Origin of the sequence: Ensifer sp. BR816 (assembly GCF_000378985.1) — a bacterium.
Taxonomy (GTDB): domain Bacteria; phylum Pseudomonadota; class Alphaproteobacteria; order Rhizobiales; family Rhizobiaceae; genus Sinorhizobium.
In genome coordinates, this window is sequence record NZ_KB905370.1 from 3,050,983 (window position 1) to 3,068,273 (window position 17,291).

Here is a 17,291-nt window from a genome sequence, read left to right on the forward strand (position 1 = left end):
AGATAGCCCTATTCCGCGACACCCATCGGCCTTGTTGAATCTCAAAGAGCATACTCAACGCTTACCTCATTCCTGCCTTTGCAAGGAATGATGCCGATGCTCGGAGCGTCCGGCTCGGTTGCACAATCACAGCGCGGGCTCCTCGCCTCGAGCAAGCGCGTCGCGCGTGCCTTCGCGTGTCGGGCGAGCCCGATCTTGATGGCGACGAGCAGCGGCGCGGCGATGACGAAGAGCAGGGCGACGGCGTTGAAGGCGGTGTCGAAGGCGATCACGCTGGCCTGGCCGGTGACGGCCCGGCCGATGAGGCTCGCCGCTGCCCGGCCGGCGGCGGCCGCATCCATTCCCTTCGCCGTCAGCAGCGCTGCCGTGCCCGCCAGCCGTTCGAGGACCGCGGAGCTTCCTGGGGTGACGTTGGCGCCGAGGACGGCGACGTTGGCGACGACGTTATGGTCGATCAGCGTCTGCAGCGCGGCGACCCCGATCAGCCCGCCGAGCTGGCGACCGGTGTTGAACAGGCCGATGCCGGCGGCGAGGTTGCGGCCATCGAGCTTGCCGAAGGCGATCAGGGTGATCGACAGGAACAGGAAGCCGAGACCGAGGCCGCGCAGCAGGATCGCCGCCATCATGTCGTCGGCGCCGCTCTCGCTCGTCGATCCCGACAGCATCCACATGGCGACCATGATCATCAGGATGCCGAACGGCACCGTGGCGAAGGGCGGAACGCGGCAGGCCTGGATGAGAATGGCTGCAAGCAGCAGCGCGCCGATGAACAGGCCGCCGCTCGGCAACAGCAGTTGGCCGGCATCGGTCGGCGTGAAGGCGAGGACGGACACGGCAAAGGACGGAATCAGGAAGGCGCTTCCGAACAATGCGGCGCCGGCGACGAAGCTGACGATGAAGGCGAAGGTAAAATCCTCCGTTTCGAACAGGGTGACGTCGATGAGGCCCCGGCCCTTCGCCAGCAACTGCTGGCCGAGACAGGCCAGCAGAGCGGCCGTACCGATCACCGTCAGCCAGCGGATGCGCGGNTCCTCGAACCAGTCCCAGCGGCTGCCCTGGCTGAAGACATAGGTGAAGCAGAAAAGCGCGATCGCGATCAGGGCAAAGCCGGCCCAGTCGAACGGACGCTGCACGGTCAGGGCTGGCGGTGGTCCGTCTGCCATCAGCAGCAGCCCGGCGGCCGCGAGCGCCAGCGGCACGACGCTGAAGAAGATCCAGCTCCAGGACTGGCTGTCGATGAGCCATCCCTCAAGCGCCGGCGCCATCGTTGCCGGGGCGACAACCGCGCCGATCGCGAACAGCGCCTGCAGGATCGGCTGGCGGGAGTGCGGATAGGCGAGGAAAATGACCACCTGCCCGGCGACGAGCAGCGTGCCGCCGGAAACCCCCTGGATCAGCCGCAGGGCGATCAGCAGCTCCAGCCGCGCGGTCATCGCGGCAATGCCGCAGGCCAGGCCCATGGCGAGGGTCGAACCGATGACCAGGCGCAGCGGATTGATACGCTTCGTCAGCCCGGCGGCGGCGATGAAGCCGATGAGCTTGAAGGCGGTGTAGCCGACATCGAGCCAGGCGAACTCGTCCGGCGTGGCGTAGGTGTCGCCGATGATGTCGCCGCGCCCGAGCGACAGGACGGTGCCGGCGATCGCCTCGGTCAGCGCGGCAAGCACGATGCCGGCGACGAGAAGGGCGCCGGCCGCAGACCTGTCGCGGCGCTGCACGGTGGCGACGGCCGTGCTCATGAGCCGCTTTCCAGATCGACCTCGACACGCGCCGACAGGCCGGGCACCAGTCGGCCGGGCAGCGGATTGTCGGCAAAGCGGATCTTCACCGGCACGCGCTGGACGACGCGAACGAAGTTGCCCGTCGCATTGTCCGCCGGCAGCAGGCTGAAGGCGGAGCCGCTGCCGGGCGCGAAGCTGTCGACGACGCCTTCAAGCGCCCCGTTCGGATAGCCGTCGATCGTGATGCGGACNTGCTGGCCGGGCCGGATATGTTCGAGCTGGGTTTCCTTGAAGTTCGCGACGATCCAGACATTGTCGACCGGCACGATGTCGAGCAGGGCGGCGCCCGGCGCCACCAGCCGGCCGAGGCGGACCTGGCGGTTGCCGATGACGCCGCCGACCGGGGCGCGCACCACGGTGCTGTCGAGATCGATCTCGGCGAGATCGCGGGCCGCCTCTGCCTGCGCCACGGCCGCAACCGCCGCTTCGCGCTGGGCGACGAGCACGGCGATGCGTTGCCGCTGCGCCTCCACCGTCGCGGCGGCGGCCGATACGCCTGCCTCGGCTCTCGAGCGCGCCGCCTCGCTTTCGTCGACATGGGCCTCGCTGATGGTGTTGCTGCGGATCAGTTCGCGGCGGCGGTCATGGGCCTTGATCGCCAGGTTCAACTCGGCCACGGCCGAGCGTTTCTGGGCTTCGGCCTGGCGGATGAGGGCATGCTGGAGTTCGGTCTCCGCATCGACATTGATGCGCCTGGCCTCGGCCGCCTCGACATTGGCGACCGCCTGTGCCAGCCGCGCGCGGTAGTCGCGATCGTCGATCCGGAACAGGACGTCGCCGACACGGACGGCCTGGTTGTCCTCGACCTCCACCGCCGTGACGTAACCCGCCACCTTCGGGGCGAGTGCTGTAACGTCGCCGCGGACATAGGCGTTGTCGGTCGACGCCGCGTCGCTCGACCGGGCCCTGGCCCAGCCGCCAGCCACCGCCGCCACCGCGCCGAGGCACAGCAGCAGCCCGACCATCTTTCTTTTGTTGAACTTAGCCATGACGACCTCCGCTGATGGTGGAGGCGGAATACGCGGCAGCAAGCAAGGTGCGTTTCATTTCAATGGTATTGCGCATTGGCTTCTCCATGAAATCTCCGGTCGGCGCTGACCAGAATGCGCCTATCCGTCTAGCGAACCCCATTGTACCGATGTCTCTGCTCCGCCAGGTCTAGCATGGCCGCTCCCAAAGGATCGGGACCCCTTGGGGACGTCAATTTTCGAAGTTGGTCAGGTTGGTCTCGTTGGTGTCCACCACGAACACGGCCAGGAGACGCGCCGGCTCGGTGCTGCTGGCGTTGGCGCTGAGGCGATGAAAATCGCCCGGAAATTCCGCGAAGCTCTCGCCGGCATGGTAAACCTTCGCCGGCCCGTTATTGACCTGGCTCCGGATCGCCCCTTCAAGAACGGTGGCATAGATGAATGCCGACTTGGGGTGGGTGTGCGCGGGCGAGGCGCCGCCGGGTCCATATTCGACGAGCACCGCCCTGATGCTCTTGCCCTCAACATTGGGTAGTTGCTGATCGTATACGATGGACAACTTTGCTTTGCCGTCGTCAGCCTGCGCTCCGGTCGCAAGCATGACGCCGAGTGCTGCCGTCGCGAGGATGTGCCTCAACATGTCTGATCTCCTGTCTGATCGAATGGTCGGACTGAGGCGTCGGGAAAGCTTGCAAACGCCCGGCGCCCGTCGGTTAGGCAGTCATTTTCTGGGGCGGATGCTGGTTCAGCCAGTCGTTGAAGCGGATTCGGCCAAGCCGGGCGTTGCTTCCGGGCACGAGCGACTCGTCTTTCAGCTCCACGCCGAAATAGGTGGCGTGAGGATCGGCAACGACCTGGCGCGGATCATTTTTGGCCGACAGCAAACGCGCGACGATTTCGTTGAGGCGGACCTTCTCGGGGCCGCCAATCTCGATCGTGCGGTTCGCCGGGGCGGCGAGCGCGACGTCCGCCATGACGTCGGCGACGTCATCGGATGCGATCGGCTGCACATAGGCGGGCGACAGGTGGACGGTCTGGCCGATCGTTCCCGCCTGGGCGATGCCGTCCATGAACTCGAAGAACTGCGTCGAGTGCACGATCGTGTAGGGTATGCCGGAGCTCTTGATCAGCTCTTCCTGAGCCATCTTGGCGCGCATGTAGCCGCTGCCCTGCAGCCGCTCCATGCCGACGATCGAGAGCGCGACGTGATGCTCCACGCCGGCGGCAGCGCTCGCCTCGAGCAGATTGCGACCCGCCGTCCGGAAGAATTCCAAAACTGCCTTATCTTCGAACGATGGCGAGTTTGCGAGGTCCAGTACCACCCGCGCTCCGGCAAGAGCCTCGGCAAGACCCGCGCCGGTGATCGTGTCGACGCCTGCATTCGGGGATGCCGCCAACACGTCATGGCCTTTCTTGCGCAACCGCTCCACGGTTTTCGAACCGATGAGACCGGTGCCGCCAATTACTACGATTTTCATCATTGATCTCCTCACGAATGTGCATTGCAAAGTGTTGGCCGATGGGCAAACCGCGCAGCGCGCAGTCTCGATGGTGAAGGTGTCGGACGGCGGGGCGGGCGGCGCGATCAGGCGGGCACGGCGGGGCCGGCCCGCGATCAGGCGGGCACGGCGGGGCCGGCTCCTAGGGTCAACAGTCTGATGGTTCAGCATGTGTTCTCTCCAGGCCGCTCGGCGTGGCCGATGGGAGGGAGAGTGCGACGGATCGTGACGCCAAACTACTCTACGGATGTCGTTGCCATACAATGCAAAAGCATTGGGGTAGCCCTCGTTTTGATCGGAAAATCGCGGAGAAATGGAGGAAATCCGCGCCATTCGGCGTGGGACGAATACACCCTGGGCGCGATAGCTCACCAGGATAGACGCGGTTTGCCGATCGATTGTCGAAGAAGAGCTGAAAAGCGATTGCCACGCGGTCAATGTGCGCTGGGCTTTAGTATATGCAGGCGCCCCAGCGCTTATTGATCCGATACCATCGCCTGGCTGCCTCGATACCTCCTTCCAATGCCATCCCAAATCCATGCCGGCTACTGTCGCGCCCGTCTCGATCACGCAAGAGAGGAGCGCATCATGTCGCAGGCAGAAACAAGACCCCGTACGACTGGTCAGCAGAAGACACGCATGAGCTTGGACAAAACCTCACATCTCGGTAGACCGGGCCACGACGAGTTGGTTCCGTCGCGCTACGCGCTGCGGGTCGGCGAGATCGACGTGCTGGTGATCAGCGATGGGGTGCTACCGATACCAACCCCGGTTTTGGCCACCAATGCCGACCCGGCTGTCCGAACCGCCTGGCTGGACGACATGTTCCTGCCGACGGACGTGCTCCATTGGCCGCTGAACGTGGTCTTGCTGCAGAGCGGCGGCCAGACCATACTCGTCGACGCTGGACTAGGGGTGGAGTTTCCGGACTTCCCGCGGGCCGGGCAAACGGTCTCGCGACTGGAGGCGGCCGGGATCGATCTCGCCTCGGTGACCGACGTGGTGCTTACCCACATGCACATGGACCACATTGGCGGGCTGCTCGCCGACGGGGTGAAGGACCGGCTGCGTCCGGACCTGCGGATCCACGTGGCGGCGGCCGAAGTCAAGTTCTGGGAGGCGCCCGATTTTTCCCACGCCTCCATGCCGTCGACAGTGCCGCCCGTGCTTCGGCGGACGGCCAAGCAGTTCATGGCCGCGTACGAGAGCCAGCTGCGGCAGTTCGACGAGGAGTACGAGGTGGCGCCGGGGGTGGTTGTCCATCGCACCGGCGGCCACACCCCCGGGCACAGCGTGGTCCGCCTGGCGTCCGGCGGCGACCGGCTGACATTCGCCGGCGACGCCGTGTTCCAGGTCGGGTTCGACCACCCCGACTGGCACAACGGCTTCGAACACGACCCCGAGGAAGCGGCCCGCGTCCGCGTCCGTCTTTTGCGTGAGCTGGCGGCGACCCGCGAGCCGCTGGTGGCCACGCACCTGCCGTTCCCGTCCATCTGCCATGTCTCGGTCGATGGCGACGTCTTTCGTTGGGTGCCGGCCGTCTGGGACCACTGACGGCAGCACAACTGGACACGGAACGTGAAGGCTGGTTGCTTAAACTAGCCGCCAAATCGCGGCCTTCGACGTAGCGAGTGTGGAGCACACCTTCCTCATTTGGAACCGTTCTGCCGGGCTGATCCCCGGCGGAGCGGTTTCAGCTTGGCGCGCGGCCGGCCTGGCGCATTTGCGCCGGCAGGGTCTCAAAGGCCCGGATCAGTTCGCCGACGGAGGCAGCCCCCATCTTGTGCATCACACTGCTGCGATGCGCTTTCACCGTCACTTCGCTAATGCCGAGATCGAAGGCGATCTGCTTGTTGAGGCGTCCGCGCGCCACTTCGCAGAGAACCTCGCGCTCGCGCTGTGTCAGCGTCTCGAGGCGTTCGACATTGAGCCGGGAAATCGCTGCTTCTGCTCGTCGCTGGGCGTCCATCGCAATGCCCGCAGTGATCGCGTCAAGCAGCGTTTGGTCCCGCACCGGTTTGGTGAGAAAGTCCACCGCACCGGCCTTCATCGCCTCGACGGTCATCGGGATATCACCATGCCCGGTCAGGAAGATGATCGGCTTGGGATTGCCGTTATCGGCCAGATGGCGCTGCAGATGAAGGCCGCTCTCTCCCGGCATGCGCACATCGAGGATCAAACAGCCGGGGGCGTCCAATATATCGGCGTCAAGCAATTCGCGAGTCGAGGCAAAGCTGACCGGCCGGAAACCCGCCGACAGGATCAACTCCGACAGGGCCGCACGAACCGACGCGTCGTCATCGACAATGATGACGAGCGCCTCATCGTCTTCATTCCTGAGCTGCTGCGACGATGACGACGTCCTCCGCAGGAAAGGCTGACCTACTCCCATGATACCCTCCTTCTATTTGTCTCATGCATGATTCCTTAAATCGGATCGATTTAAGGACAAAATCATGCAGCAAATTCAAAGCGCTACAGCGACCTTTGCGCGTCTAATTAGACGCGCGGCGCTGTAGAGCATTGGCGATGGCCGCGAGCAGGGCCTGGGCATCGAAGGGCTTGCGGAAGAACCCGCTAATGCCCTGAGCGCGGCCTTGATCCGCTATCTCGTGGCGGCCCGTAATCAGGAACACCGGCAGTTCGGGACGTGACGACCTTACAAGGTCACGAAGCTCGAAGCCGTCCGTTCCAGGCATTCCGATATCGGTAATGAGGACGTCCAGGTCCGACAGCCCATTGGCGAGCAACGATTTAGCCGACGGGAAGCTGCGGGCCACATAGCCGGCGGATTCCAGAAGATCGCTCACCGACTCAAGTAGTCTTGCATCGTCATCGACAATTGCGACGACAGGTCTTTTCTTGTTCATGCTCAATTCCCTCCCACTCGACGGGAGTGGGTGATCGGTATTTCCAGCCGTTCCGCGATACGCACGAGATCGGCGAGCGAGGCTGCGGCCATTTTGTGCATCACGTTTCTTCTGTGTATTTGCAGCGTGACCTCGCTGATGCCCAACTCGGCGGCCGCCTGCTTGTTGAGAAGACCGCTCACGACGAGTGGCAGTACCTCGCGCTCGCGCGGCGTCAGTTCGCGGTAGCGTTGCCCCAGAGCGCTGAGCTCGGCGCGTTCTGCTCTCTTGTCCCGATCTTCAGCGATCGCCGCGCCGATTGCCGCCATGAGGTCAGCATCGCTGAAGGGCTTCGTCAGGAAATCCACGGCGCCGTGCTTGATCGCACGCACTGAAGATGGAATGTCGCCGTGCCCCGTGATGAACACGATCGGCGGATGATCGCCGTCCGCGATCTGCCTCTGCAGATCGAGGCCGTTGATATCCGGCAATTCGATATCGAGAATGAGGCAGGCCGGGACATCCGGCTTGTCCGCGCGCACATATTCGCCGGCTGATCCGAAGGCAATGGCGCGCATGCCGTGCGAGTCCAATAGGTCGCCGAGCGCCTCGCGGAGACGCGCATCGTCATCGACGATGAAGACAACCTGGTCATCGCTCGTCATGACGCTGCCTTCGCTTCGACCGGCAAGGTGAAGATGAACGTCGCTCCACGCGGCTCGTTCTTCTCCGCCCACAATCGTCCGCCGTGCAACTCGACGATCGAGCGGCAGATCGCCAATCCCATGCCCATGCCGTCTGCTTTTGTCGTGAAGAACGGCTCGAATATCCTGTCGGGAAATTCAATGCCCGGACCGCGATCGCTGATTTCCGTCTGAATCATCTCCCCGATATGGTGCGCACGCATGCCAAGCACCCTGTCGCCCGCAACAGAGCCCATTGCCTCCATGCCGTTGCGAATGAGATTGATCAGAACCTGCTGGATCTGGACATAATCGATTGCGATCGGCGGAAGGTCGCCATCGATCTTCAAGTCGATCCGAACGCGCCGCCGCACCGCCTCATCGGCCAGAAAGTTGCGCACTTCGCCGATGACGTTGGCAAGCGCCGTATTGATCCTCGTCCCTATGGATTGCTTGAACAAGGCGCGAATGCGGCTGACGACGTCTGCCGCCGAATTGGCATCCCGGACGATGCGCTCCACGGTCCGCTGCGCGCGTTCGATATTCGGTGGTGCGGCCGTGAGCCAACGCTGGCAGGCGTGCGAGTTTGCCACAACCGCGGCCAGGGGCTGGTTAACCTCATGCGCTATGGAAGCCGAAAGCTCCGAGAGGCTGGCTGCCTGGCTTGCGCGAGCCAAACTCTCTTGCGCGAGGCGCAACTTTTCCTCGGCCCGAACCTCGCCGTCGATATCGAGGCAGATGACATTCCACTGAACGATCGTGCCCTCGGCATTGCGCATCGGCGCAGCACGCGTTTCGACCCAGCGGTATTCGCCATCGAACCGCCGCAGGCGGTGCCTACGTGCATAGGGTTCGCCGGTGGCCAGCGAATGGGCATAGTTCTCCTTGACGCCATCGACCTCGTCAGGATGGACGCCGGCATCGAGGGTGCCCTCCAGCCGGGACTTGCCCGTCCCGTCGAGTTCTTCAAGCCTATATCCAAGGAAGTCGCGGAGCTGCGGATTGCGGTATACCGGCTCCCCATCCGGGGCGGCGCAATCGATCATCGCAGGCAGCGTTTCAACGATCTGCCAGAGGGAGCGTTCTCTTTCGCGCAGCGCCTCCTCGACGCGCAGCTGATCGTCGATGTCATGTGAGAGGCCGTACCACTGGACGATGTGTCCGCTCTGATCCCTGAGCGGCTCTGCGCCGCCTTGCACCCAGCGATAGACACCATCGGCACGCCGAAGGCGATACTGCTTGGAGAAGCGCTCGCCCGTAACGAAGGAATGGTCGAGCGCCTCCCAAAGATCGGCCGCGTCATCCGGGTGGACGGCGGCTTCCATGAAGGCTTCCAGCCGGCTCATGCCCGGTTTCTCAAAGTCCACAAGATCGAGGCCAAGGAAATTGACCACGCGTCTGTTGAGGAAGGTCGGTTCGCCGTCTGGACTGAGCCGCCACAGGAGACTTGGGACCATGTCGACGAGCTGCGAGAGCTCGCGCTCACGATCCCGCAACGCCTCCTGTGCCCGCATCTCGTCGTCTATGTCGACGGAAATGACGTACCATTGCACGATCGCCCCGCTTTGATCCCGCAGCGGTTCCGCGCGACCATCGACCCAGCGATAGACGCCGTCTGCACGGCGCATGCGATATTTCATCGAGAAGGGATCCCCGGTCACAAGGGAACGGCGGACCGTCTCGAGCAGATTTCTTGCGTCCTCTGGATGAATGAGGGTCTGTATGACCGCCGTGAGCCGGCTCGTGCCCGGCTTGTCCATATCACCGACATCTACGCCGAAAAAATCGATCAGGCGCTTGTTGAAGAAGATCGGCTCGCCTTCGGGCGTCAGTCGCCTGATATGAACCGGGACCATGTCCACGAGCTGCGAGAGCTCGCGCTCTCGTTCGCGCAGTGCCTCCTGCGCACGCACCTCGTCGTCTATATCGATAGCGACCGCGTACCATTGCACGATCGCTCCGCCATGGTCGCGCAGCGGCTCGGCGCGGCCCTCCATCCAGCGATACTCGCCGTCCGAACGACGCAGACGATACTTCCTGGAGAAGCTATCGCCAGTGACGAGGCAGCGGCTGAGTTCGTCCCCGAACTCTGTTGCGTCGTCCGGATGGACGGCCGCCGCAATTGCGGCCGCCAGCCGGGTCACTCCCGGCTTGTCCATGTCCGCCACGTCCAGGCCGAGAAAATCGCTCAGGCGCTTATTGAAGAAGATCGGCTCGCCCTCGGGCGTCATACAGGCGATGGCGATCGGAACCACGTCGACAAGCAGCGCGAGCTGGCGCTCGCTTCGCCGCAGTGCTTCCTCGGCATGCATCTGATCATCAATATCGTGACACAGGCCGCACCATTGGACGATTTTCCCAGACTGATCCCGCATCGGCTCGGCTCGGCTCGACATCCAATGATAGGTGCCGCCGGCACTGCGCAGTCGATATCGCATGGTGAAGCTCTTGCCTGTGCTGAGGCAATGTCTGAGAGCGTTCCTGAACTCAGCCGCGTCATCGGGATGGACGACGGTCTCTATGAGTGACTCCAGCCGGCTCATGCCTGGCTTGTCCGTATCGGCTACCTGCAGGCCGAGGAATTCAATCATTCGTTTGTTGAAAAAGGTCGGCTCGCCGTCGGGTGTCAGGCGCCAAACGTGGCTCGGGACCATGTCCACAAGCTGCGAGAGCTCCCGCTCGCGGTCTTGTAACGCCTCCTGCGCCTTCATCATGTCTTCGATGTCGACGGAAACGCCGTACCACTGGACGACCGCGCCGGTTTCGTCACGCAAAGGCTCCGCGCGGCTCTCCACCCACCGATGAGGCCCGTTGGCACGACGCTGACGATATCGCCACAGGAAGGGTGCGCCCGTCTCGAAAGAGCGTGCGAACACTTCATCCATCGCAATCCGATCATCCGGATGAACGACACTCAGGGATCGCGACCCGTCGGGCGCGATCAAGTCCTTGAGGGTGACGCCGGTGATATCCGTAACACGCTTGTTGAGGTAGCAGGGTATTCCTTGTGGCGTCGTACACCAAATGAGAGCCGGAACGGCGTCGATCAGCTGCTGAAGTTGGCGCTCGCTCTGGCGCACGGTGAGCAGCGCAAGCTGATGCTGCCGGGATATGGCGGCGACGATCAGCGCCGAAAGTGCCGAGATGGCCAGGAAAAGCTGCAGCATGATGTGCTTTTGCCTCTGCGACTCGGGATCTCCCGCGAACTGGCTGGATCCGGATATCGTGAACATCAGCGTTATCAGGGCAAGGAGGCTCAGGCTGACGGCGGCGCCTTTGAAATCGAACCGCACCGCGGCCCAAAGGAGAGGCGGCATGACGATGTAGGCGAAGGGCAGGTAGCCGCTGAGCGAAAGGGCCGCGACACAGAAAAGGATCAGCCCCAGGGCGCAAGCCTCCATCCATTGCGAGGTCGAGAGCCGGGGCTGGCCATGCCAGTTGTTGAACGTGACCAGCACCAACGGTGCCACGATCAAGACACCTGTGGCGTCTCCGATCCACCAAAGAGGCCAGGCCGTTGTGAAGGATTGCGATTGTATGCCGAACCACGCAAGTGTCGCACTTCCGACAGTCGCGCCCACGACAGGTGCGATTCCGGCACCGAGCACGACGAAGGCGAGAACTTCTTGCAAGGTTTCCAGCCGGACCGGCCGCCTTAGCACCCGGTTCACCAGCCATGCCCCGACCGCTGCTTCGAGCGCGTTGCCAATATAGATGAGCAAGGCCGCAGGCAGCGGGCTGTGGAACCATAGGACATTGCTGAACAGTTCGGCCAGGCAGCCGCTGAGCACCCACCAGAGCCAGGTGGAAGGCGGGGTGAGAACGAGCGTGGCAATGAAGAGCCCGCCCGGCGGCCAAATGGAAACACCTGTCCCGGGCACGATTGCGAGCGACTGTGCGAAGGCGCAGCCCAGAACATAGGCCGCGAAAAATAGCCCCAGGTGAGAGAATTTGGGGCGGTGCGACCACACGCTCATCATCAGCTGCTCCTACCGGACTAAGTCAGAGGATCGTCAGCGCATTCGGCACGTGTTCTCGATGGGGGCTGGCGAACTCGTCTCGACACCGTAAACCCGCCGCACCACGGTCGCAATTCATGGAAATCCATGCATTTGTGCGGACATGGCCATTGCGGGTAACGATCTGAGCCAGGGCAGACGGGCATCGATGCATCGCCGATCGGTTTTGGTATAGCTTTCTCGCTCATCCGCTTGCTGATGGCCGTTCCCGCCGCGTTGCGCCTTCGTGATGACGGGAGGCTCATTCACATGCCGCTGCTTGCTGCCCTGACGTGAGAGGCAGCAAGCAAACGACCTTCCTTTTCTCGAACTGCCTCAAGACGTCTCGGCGCCAGGGGATAGTCGGCACATTTCGCAAAACGGCCGCTGCCTCACTCTCCGAGTCCGCTTAACTTGGTGCTGGAAGGCTTGTGCGTTTGGCGGCTGGCAAAAAGCTGCATGGCAGCAATCGCCGCGACGCAAAGCCCAAGCAGGACGTGTGTCCACATCGCGGCCGGCTCTGATCCGAAGCCGAGCAGGAACGGGGCGACCGCCGCCCAACATCCCAAGAGGAGATTGGACCATTCGGCCCAAGCCCCATAACGCGTAAGGGCCGCGGCAGAGCAGCAGACCATCAACGTGCCCGTGATCCCCGCGTTCCATGCCGCGACGGGTAGCTCGCCGAACATGTATGCAGCGTAGATGAAACCTGCACCCAGAACCAGGTTGCTCCACTCCAGCGACTTGCTTGGCACTTCGCTTTTCATCTCTCATCTCCTTTTTCATTCCGGTTTGTGCCGTGGCACTTCAGGGACCGTGTGGTCGGCTAGGAGAATGGGGCAGTCTGGTGCACTCATCTATTCTGCGCAGGCATCTGCCGAGTAATGCTAAAGGTGGGAGCAGCTCGGCACCTGGATATTGGTCCTTATCCAGGCGCTCGGGCTAGTAGGGAAGTCGTGCTGCTTTCGTTGAGCCGCGCTGATGCTGCAGAAGCTGGAGGAATTTCCCGCTTGCGATGCCACTCAACGCAAGGAGCCGCTGGACCTTTTTCTCTCCGCGACTGCCTGGGATTTCGAAGTTCACTGCGTTCTCCGCAGATGAGCGGTTAGGGTCAGCTGAGAATAGCGTTGCGACATGCAAAAATCTCCGAGGTCATCAAAACCCGGGGAGAGTGGCATTCTTACTTTGCAGGAACAGGACACTTCAACTTTGCGGCTACAAGGGTCATGCCCTGGCCGCCCTTGGCATCCTTCTTCGCCACCCGGAACACCGAATGCTTGTCGGAATAGAAGGCGACCGGAGCACCATGCGCCTTCAGATAGAGTTCCAGTGCCTCGAAATACGTGAACGCACTTTCCGATCGTACGAACCGCAGCTGCATCAGCTTGCCGGTCGCATCGTCGATGAACACCAGCAGCGAACATGGCGGCCCGCGATCCTCAAACCAACGATGCTCGGATCCGTCGATCTGCACCAGTTCGCCATAGGCCTCGCGCCGCAACCGCGGCTGATGAAAGGTCCGCCGCTGCTTGCGCGACAGCCACAGGCCGGCCTCCGACATCCATTGGCGCAAGGTCTCGCGCGACACCGTCAGGCCGTCGCGCTCGGCGAGCTTCTCAGCGGCTAATGTCGGTCCGAAGTCCGCATAGCACTCGCGTACGAGCGTCACGGCATAATCGCGCACGCCGTCACAAATCCGATTGTTCGATGGCCGGCCGATCGCCTTGTGCCGGATCGACGCCGCACCGCCAGCGCTGATCCGATCCAACAGACGACGCACCTGGCGGGTACTCAGGTCCAGCACATGTGCCGCCGACACCAACGTCATACGCCCGGCGATCACCTTCGACAAAATCTCGATCCGCTGCAGGTCGCGCTCGCTCATCGCAATCAATCCCATCCGCAATCTCCCAGGTCATCAAAACCCGGGGAGAGTGACATTCCAACTTTGCAGGAACAGGACACTTTAACTTTGCGGCTACAGCCTATGTCACAGCTATTTAAAGATGAAACAAAGTAGTCAACTTAGAAACGCGACACCATCCTATTCCTTAGTACTGCGTTTGCAAGTTGATATATTTACAAAGTACGCAGACGTGAGCCGCCGTCCGGGTGGAGCTGGTCAGGGTTGCGCAACCCGGTCGGCGGTGGAGGCTCCAGCTGCAAGATAAACTTTAGCTTTGACACCCCGATCACTCCGCCGCCTTCAGCTGCGCAAGGGCCTGCCGGCGCTTGGCGATGACGACCGGATCCTTGGTAAAGTCCGTCTTCCGGCCAGGCTTGGTGCCGCGCTTCTGGTAGCCATTGCTCTGGCTGCCGTCGCGAATGCCGAACCTATGGTCCGTCTGGCCGGTGCGGCGCGGCCCGCCCTTGCTGCGCTGCTGCTCTCGTCCGGCCTGCATCTCGGCCACAATCGAAAGCATGTCGTCAAGGCGCTTGTTCTCAACCACTTCGCAGCGGTGCACCGAGCGCAGCGTGTCGAAGGTCCTGTAGGGCAGGGACGTCCCCTCATGGGTGACCTCGAGGCGACCATCGGGATAGTCGCAGACAATGAGCTTCTTGCCGGCGAGCGCCGTCGCGAGGTCGGTCGGATCGAGGATGAACATCACCTTGTCGTAGCGCAGCGTCAGCGACTGCGACAGCTTGCGGATCTCCTTGCGGCACATGGCGCCATCGAGGCTCTCATGCGCGGCAAACGGCCGATGCATGTCCTTCGGATTGCGCGGCGCCTTGCCAAAGCGGCGATTGAAGTCGGCCATGAACTCCGGCGCATAGGCATTGGCCGCCGCGATCGTGTCGATGCCGCGCAGCCGCAGTTCCTTGACGAGGCGATCCTGCAGCGTCTGGTTGGCGCGCTCGACGCGCCCCTTGGCCTGCGGGGTGTTGGCGCAGATGATGTCGATATTGAGCTCATAAAGGGCCCGCCCGAACTGCGTCAGGCCACTGGTTCTGTCCTTCTTGGAAGCATGGGTGGTGCGGAAGATGCCATGCTTGTCGCTGTAAAAGGCGATCGGCTTGCCCCATTGCTGCAGATACGCCTTCGTCGCGTGCAGATAGTCGAAGGTGTTCTCTGAAGTCGCAAAGCGCAGATGCAACAGCTTGCCGGTGGCATCGTCGATATAGACGAGCAGGGCGCATTTGGGTCCGCGGCCTTCGAACCACCAATGAAGCGAGCCGTCGATCTGAACGAGTTCGCCGAAACAATCGCGCCGGCCGCGCGGCTGGAAAACCCGCTTCTTGCGCTCGCGTCGCGACACCCAGATGCCGGCTTCGATCATCCACTGGCGCAGCGTTTCCTTGCTGACGGCAATCCGATGCAGTTCGATCAGCTTCTCACGCGCCAGCGTTGGTCCGAAATCCACGTAATGCTCGCGCACCAGGTCGAGCACCAGGTTGCGGAAGTCCTCGCTGTGGCGCCGGTTGCTCGGCCGGCCGCGCTTCTTCGAGACGAGACCGTCGGCGCCGGCCAGATCATAGGCCTGCAACAGCCGGTGCACCTGACTGCGGCTAAGACGAAGCAAGGCGGCCGCCTCGACGACGGTCAGGCTGCCACCGCGAATCCGCTGGATCAGTTCAAGACGATGCAATTCCTTCTGCGACATGGTGATCAAACAAGACATGACGACTCCGAACGCTCATGGTCTCAACCGCGCTTCACGTCGCCAGTCTTCCTTCCAAACGTTGACGTTTGACCAGCATCCCGAGAGGCGACGGCTGTCGCATCTCTAACTGGCTCATGTGTCGCATCTCTAAACTGCCGCTACAGCCTAAAGTCGCGTAATCTATCTTATGGAACTCACCGCGGGACCCGTGCGGGAAGCATCAGAAGGCGTTTTCACCTGAGTACGATGCCCTCCCGGTTCAAGGGCTGCACAAATGGCATACCTGCGGGAAACTGCAGTGCATCCCCGACGGCAACTTGGGCCTTGAGCAGAGAACGCCGCGCAATCGTTGGCCGCGCCTCTGGCCGAAAACACTCGCGAGACGCCGTCACCGTTTGTGTGCGACGCTAGTCGATGGAAGGCGTGCGGTAGAACAGCGTACCGCCGAAACGGATCTCCAGATCTATCGCGTATTCCTTCACCGCCTCCGCCGCGATCGCCATTCCGAGTCCGGCCCGTTCCGGAGCGCTGACCGTGCCATCGCGATCGGGGAGAAGGTGCTCGCTGCAAATCGCCCAGGAAAGGGAGGACCGGTCCATCGGGTATTCGCACAGGCCATGTCGCTCCAATCCTGCATAGGCGCTTCGACCTCGTCCTCTTCGACATGGAGCACGGCATTCTCGATCTGGCGGCACTGGACCGGCTGCTGCCCTTCTGCCAGTCGATCGGGCTGAGCGCCTATGTGCGCCTCGCGGATGCGACGCGGCCCAACGTGCAGCATGCGTTGGACATCGGTGCGGACGCGATCGTCATGCCGCAGCTGAAGGATGCTGCACATGCGCGCGAGGTCAGCGAATATGCGAAATTTGCGCCCCGCGGTTCGCGCGGCGTCGGCTATGGCCGCACGCAGCGCTATCAAGGTGCGACGAACGCCTTCTTCGAGACGGAAAACGTCCAGCGTCATTGCTATGCGATGATCGAAACTGCCACAGCGTTCGAGGATGCAGCCGCGATAGCCGCCCTGCCTTGCGTCGACGGGCTGTTCATCGGACCCGCTGATCTTTCGATGGCGCGGGGGCGCGGCGCGTTCGCCGCTACCGACGACGACCTCGACGATCTTCGTCACATCGCGGCCGTCGCCACCCGCGCCGGAAAGCGCTGGGCCGTCCCCGCGTCGAACCCCAGGCTGCGCGAGACCGCGCTGGCGCTGTCGCCAAGCTTCGTGATGCTTGGCGACGAGCTTTCAGCCCTTTCAGCAGGGTTTTCAGCGATGATGGGCTCGCTTTCGGGGCGGTGACGAAATCCGGCCGCGTCTCAGCGTCAGGACTCCGATGAGTGTGGCGGGCCGAGCGGTGGGAGCGCGGCGAATGGCCCGCAATTCCATGCTTCCTCGCCCGATTGGATCATTAGCTAATCCTTGACTAAAGAGCCCGTTGTGCGAGCTTGAAGCAGAAAGGCCCGAGCCCCTCGGATGGAGCGGTCGGGTGAAGAACGGCAACACGAAGCACACCCTACAGCGCCGTGCGTCCTTCAGGACGCAAAAAGGACGCTGTAAGGTCTTTGAGTCTACGCATCGAGCTTTCCGAAAATCGGGTCCGATTTTCGGGCCGATGCGCTAGTTCAGATTTTATGCGCTTGACCCCACCGGGCCCGCCCTCGACGACGGGCCCGCCCCTTCCCCATTCCATGGGAGGTTCCGATGTTCAACAGCAAGGACTGGCACACACACGAGACCGAGGCTTCATCGGCTTTCGCTGTTGGCGTCTTGCTTCTGTCGATCGGCCTCATTGTCGCCTATCTGGTGCTGGCAGGTGGTGTCGCCGGCGATAAGCGGTCCGGCGTCAAGGTCTATGCACCCCTGACGCAGGAGAGGCTCAGCGCACCCGGAAGCTCATGAGAAAGACTCCGCAA

At 62.5% G+C, this 17,291-nt stretch carries 14 protein-coding genes and 1 pseudogene; 3 read left to right on the plus strand and 12 right to left on the minus strand.

What is annotated here, in order from left to right; translation table 11 throughout:
* Window positions 1–41: 41 nt before the first annotated feature.
* The 4 genes from RHIBR816_RS0114635 to RHIBR816_RS0114650 form a co-directional block, all read right to left on the minus strand.
* Window positions 42–1,739 (minus strand): MFS transporter, encoded by a 1,698-nt coding sequence (locus RHIBR816_RS0114635; protein ID WP_018237309.1) that lies wholly within the window; start codon window positions 1,737–1,739, stop codon window positions 42–44.
* Window positions 1,736–2,770, minus strand: a complete 1,035-nt coding sequence (locus RHIBR816_RS0114640; RefSeq protein ID WP_018237310.1) for an HlyD family secretion protein — start codon at window positions 2,768–2,770, stop codon at window positions 1,736–1,738. Before RHIBR816_RS0114640 ends, RHIBR816_RS0114635 begins: the two co-directional genes overlap by 4 nt.
* Window positions 2,771–2,981: 211 nt before the next feature.
* Window positions 2,982–3,389 carry a cupin domain-containing protein gene (locus RHIBR816_RS0114645; protein WP_018237312.1) on the minus strand — a complete coding sequence of 136 codons (408 nt, stop codon included), beginning with the start codon at window positions 3,387–3,389 and terminating at the stop codon, window positions 2,982–2,984.
* A gap of 73 nt (window positions 3,390–3,462) precedes the next feature.
* Entirely contained in the window at window positions 3,463–4,227 is a 765-nt protein-coding gene (locus RHIBR816_RS0114650; protein WP_018237313.1) for an SDR family oxidoreductase, read from the minus strand.
* A 609-nt stretch (window positions 4,228–4,836) separates the two neighbouring features.
* On the opposite strand from RHIBR816_RS0114650, the gene RHIBR816_RS0114655 reads away from it, so the two are divergent.
* Entirely contained in the window at window positions 4,837–5,802 is a 966-nt protein-coding gene (locus RHIBR816_RS0114655) for an MBL fold metallo-hydrolase (RefSeq protein WP_026187009.1), read from the plus strand.
* Between the two features lie 139 nt (window positions 5,803–5,941).
* Here RHIBR816_RS0114655 and RHIBR816_RS0114660 read toward each other — a convergent pair whose 3' ends face one another.
* From RHIBR816_RS0114660 to RHIBR816_RS0114700, 8 genes and pseudogenes are all read right to left on the minus strand, one after another.
* Window positions 5,942–6,640, minus strand: a complete 699-nt coding sequence (locus tag RHIBR816_RS0114660) for a response regulator transcription factor (RefSeq protein ID WP_018237315.1) — start codon at window positions 6,638–6,640, stop codon at window positions 5,942–5,944.
* 103 nt (window positions 6,641–6,743) lie between these two features.
* The gene (locus RHIBR816_RS0114665; RefSeq protein ID WP_026187010.1) at window positions 6,744–7,118 is read right to left on the minus strand and encodes a response regulator; all 375 of its coding nucleotides are present in this window, start codon (window positions 7,116–7,118) and stop codon (window positions 6,744–6,746) included.
* 2 nt (window positions 7,119–7,120) lie between these two features.
* Window positions 7,121–7,762 carry a response regulator transcription factor gene (locus RHIBR816_RS0114670; protein WP_018237317.1) on the minus strand — a complete coding sequence of 214 codons (642 nt, stop codon included), beginning with the start codon at window positions 7,760–7,762 and terminating at the stop codon, window positions 7,121–7,123.
* Window positions 7,759–11,760, minus strand: coding sequence for a PAS domain-containing protein (locus RHIBR816_RS0114675; protein ID WP_018237318.1), 4,002 nt, complete (start codon window positions 11,758–11,760; stop codon window positions 7,759–7,761). The genes RHIBR816_RS0114670 and RHIBR816_RS0114675 overlap by 4 nt, the downstream gene beginning before the upstream one ends.
* 410 nt (window positions 11,761–12,170) lie before the next feature.
* Window positions 12,171–12,545 (minus strand): SPW repeat protein, encoded by a 375-nt coding sequence (locus tag RHIBR816_RS0114680; RefSeq protein WP_018237319.1) that lies wholly within the window; start codon window positions 12,543–12,545, stop codon window positions 12,171–12,173.
* A gap of 455 nt (window positions 12,546–13,000) precedes the next feature.
* Window positions 13,001–13,678, minus strand: a pseudogene (locus RHIBR816_RS34180) (ISNCY family transposase); the annotation flags it as partial.
* Window positions 13,679–13,970: 292 nt separating this feature from the next.
* Complete coding sequence (locus RHIBR816_RS0114695; protein ID WP_026187011.1) at window positions 13,971–15,398, minus strand: ISNCY family transposase; 1,428 nt, start codon at window positions 15,396–15,398, stop codon at window positions 13,971–13,973.
* A 389-nt stretch (window positions 15,399–15,787) separates the two neighbouring features.
* Window positions 15,788–15,979, minus strand: coding sequence for a hypothetical protein (locus RHIBR816_RS0114700; protein WP_018237323.1), 192 nt, complete (start codon window positions 15,977–15,979; stop codon window positions 15,788–15,790).
* 65 nt (window positions 15,980–16,044) lie between these two features.
* On the opposite strand from RHIBR816_RS0114700, the gene RHIBR816_RS34185 reads away from it, so the two are divergent.
* Together RHIBR816_RS34185 and RHIBR816_RS0114710 are read left to right on the plus strand one after the other, a co-directional pair.
* Window positions 16,045–16,677, plus strand: coding sequence for an aldolase/citrate lyase family protein (locus tag RHIBR816_RS34185; protein ID WP_018237324.1), 633 nt, complete (start codon window positions 16,045–16,047; stop codon window positions 16,675–16,677).
* Window positions 16,678–17,079: 402 nt separating this feature from the next.
* Window positions 17,080–17,277: a hypothetical protein gene (locus RHIBR816_RS0114710; RefSeq protein WP_018237325.1), complete on the plus strand. Its 198-nt coding sequence runs from the start codon at window positions 17,080–17,082 to the stop codon at window positions 17,275–17,277.
* Window positions 17,278–17,291 lie beyond the last annotated feature (14 nt).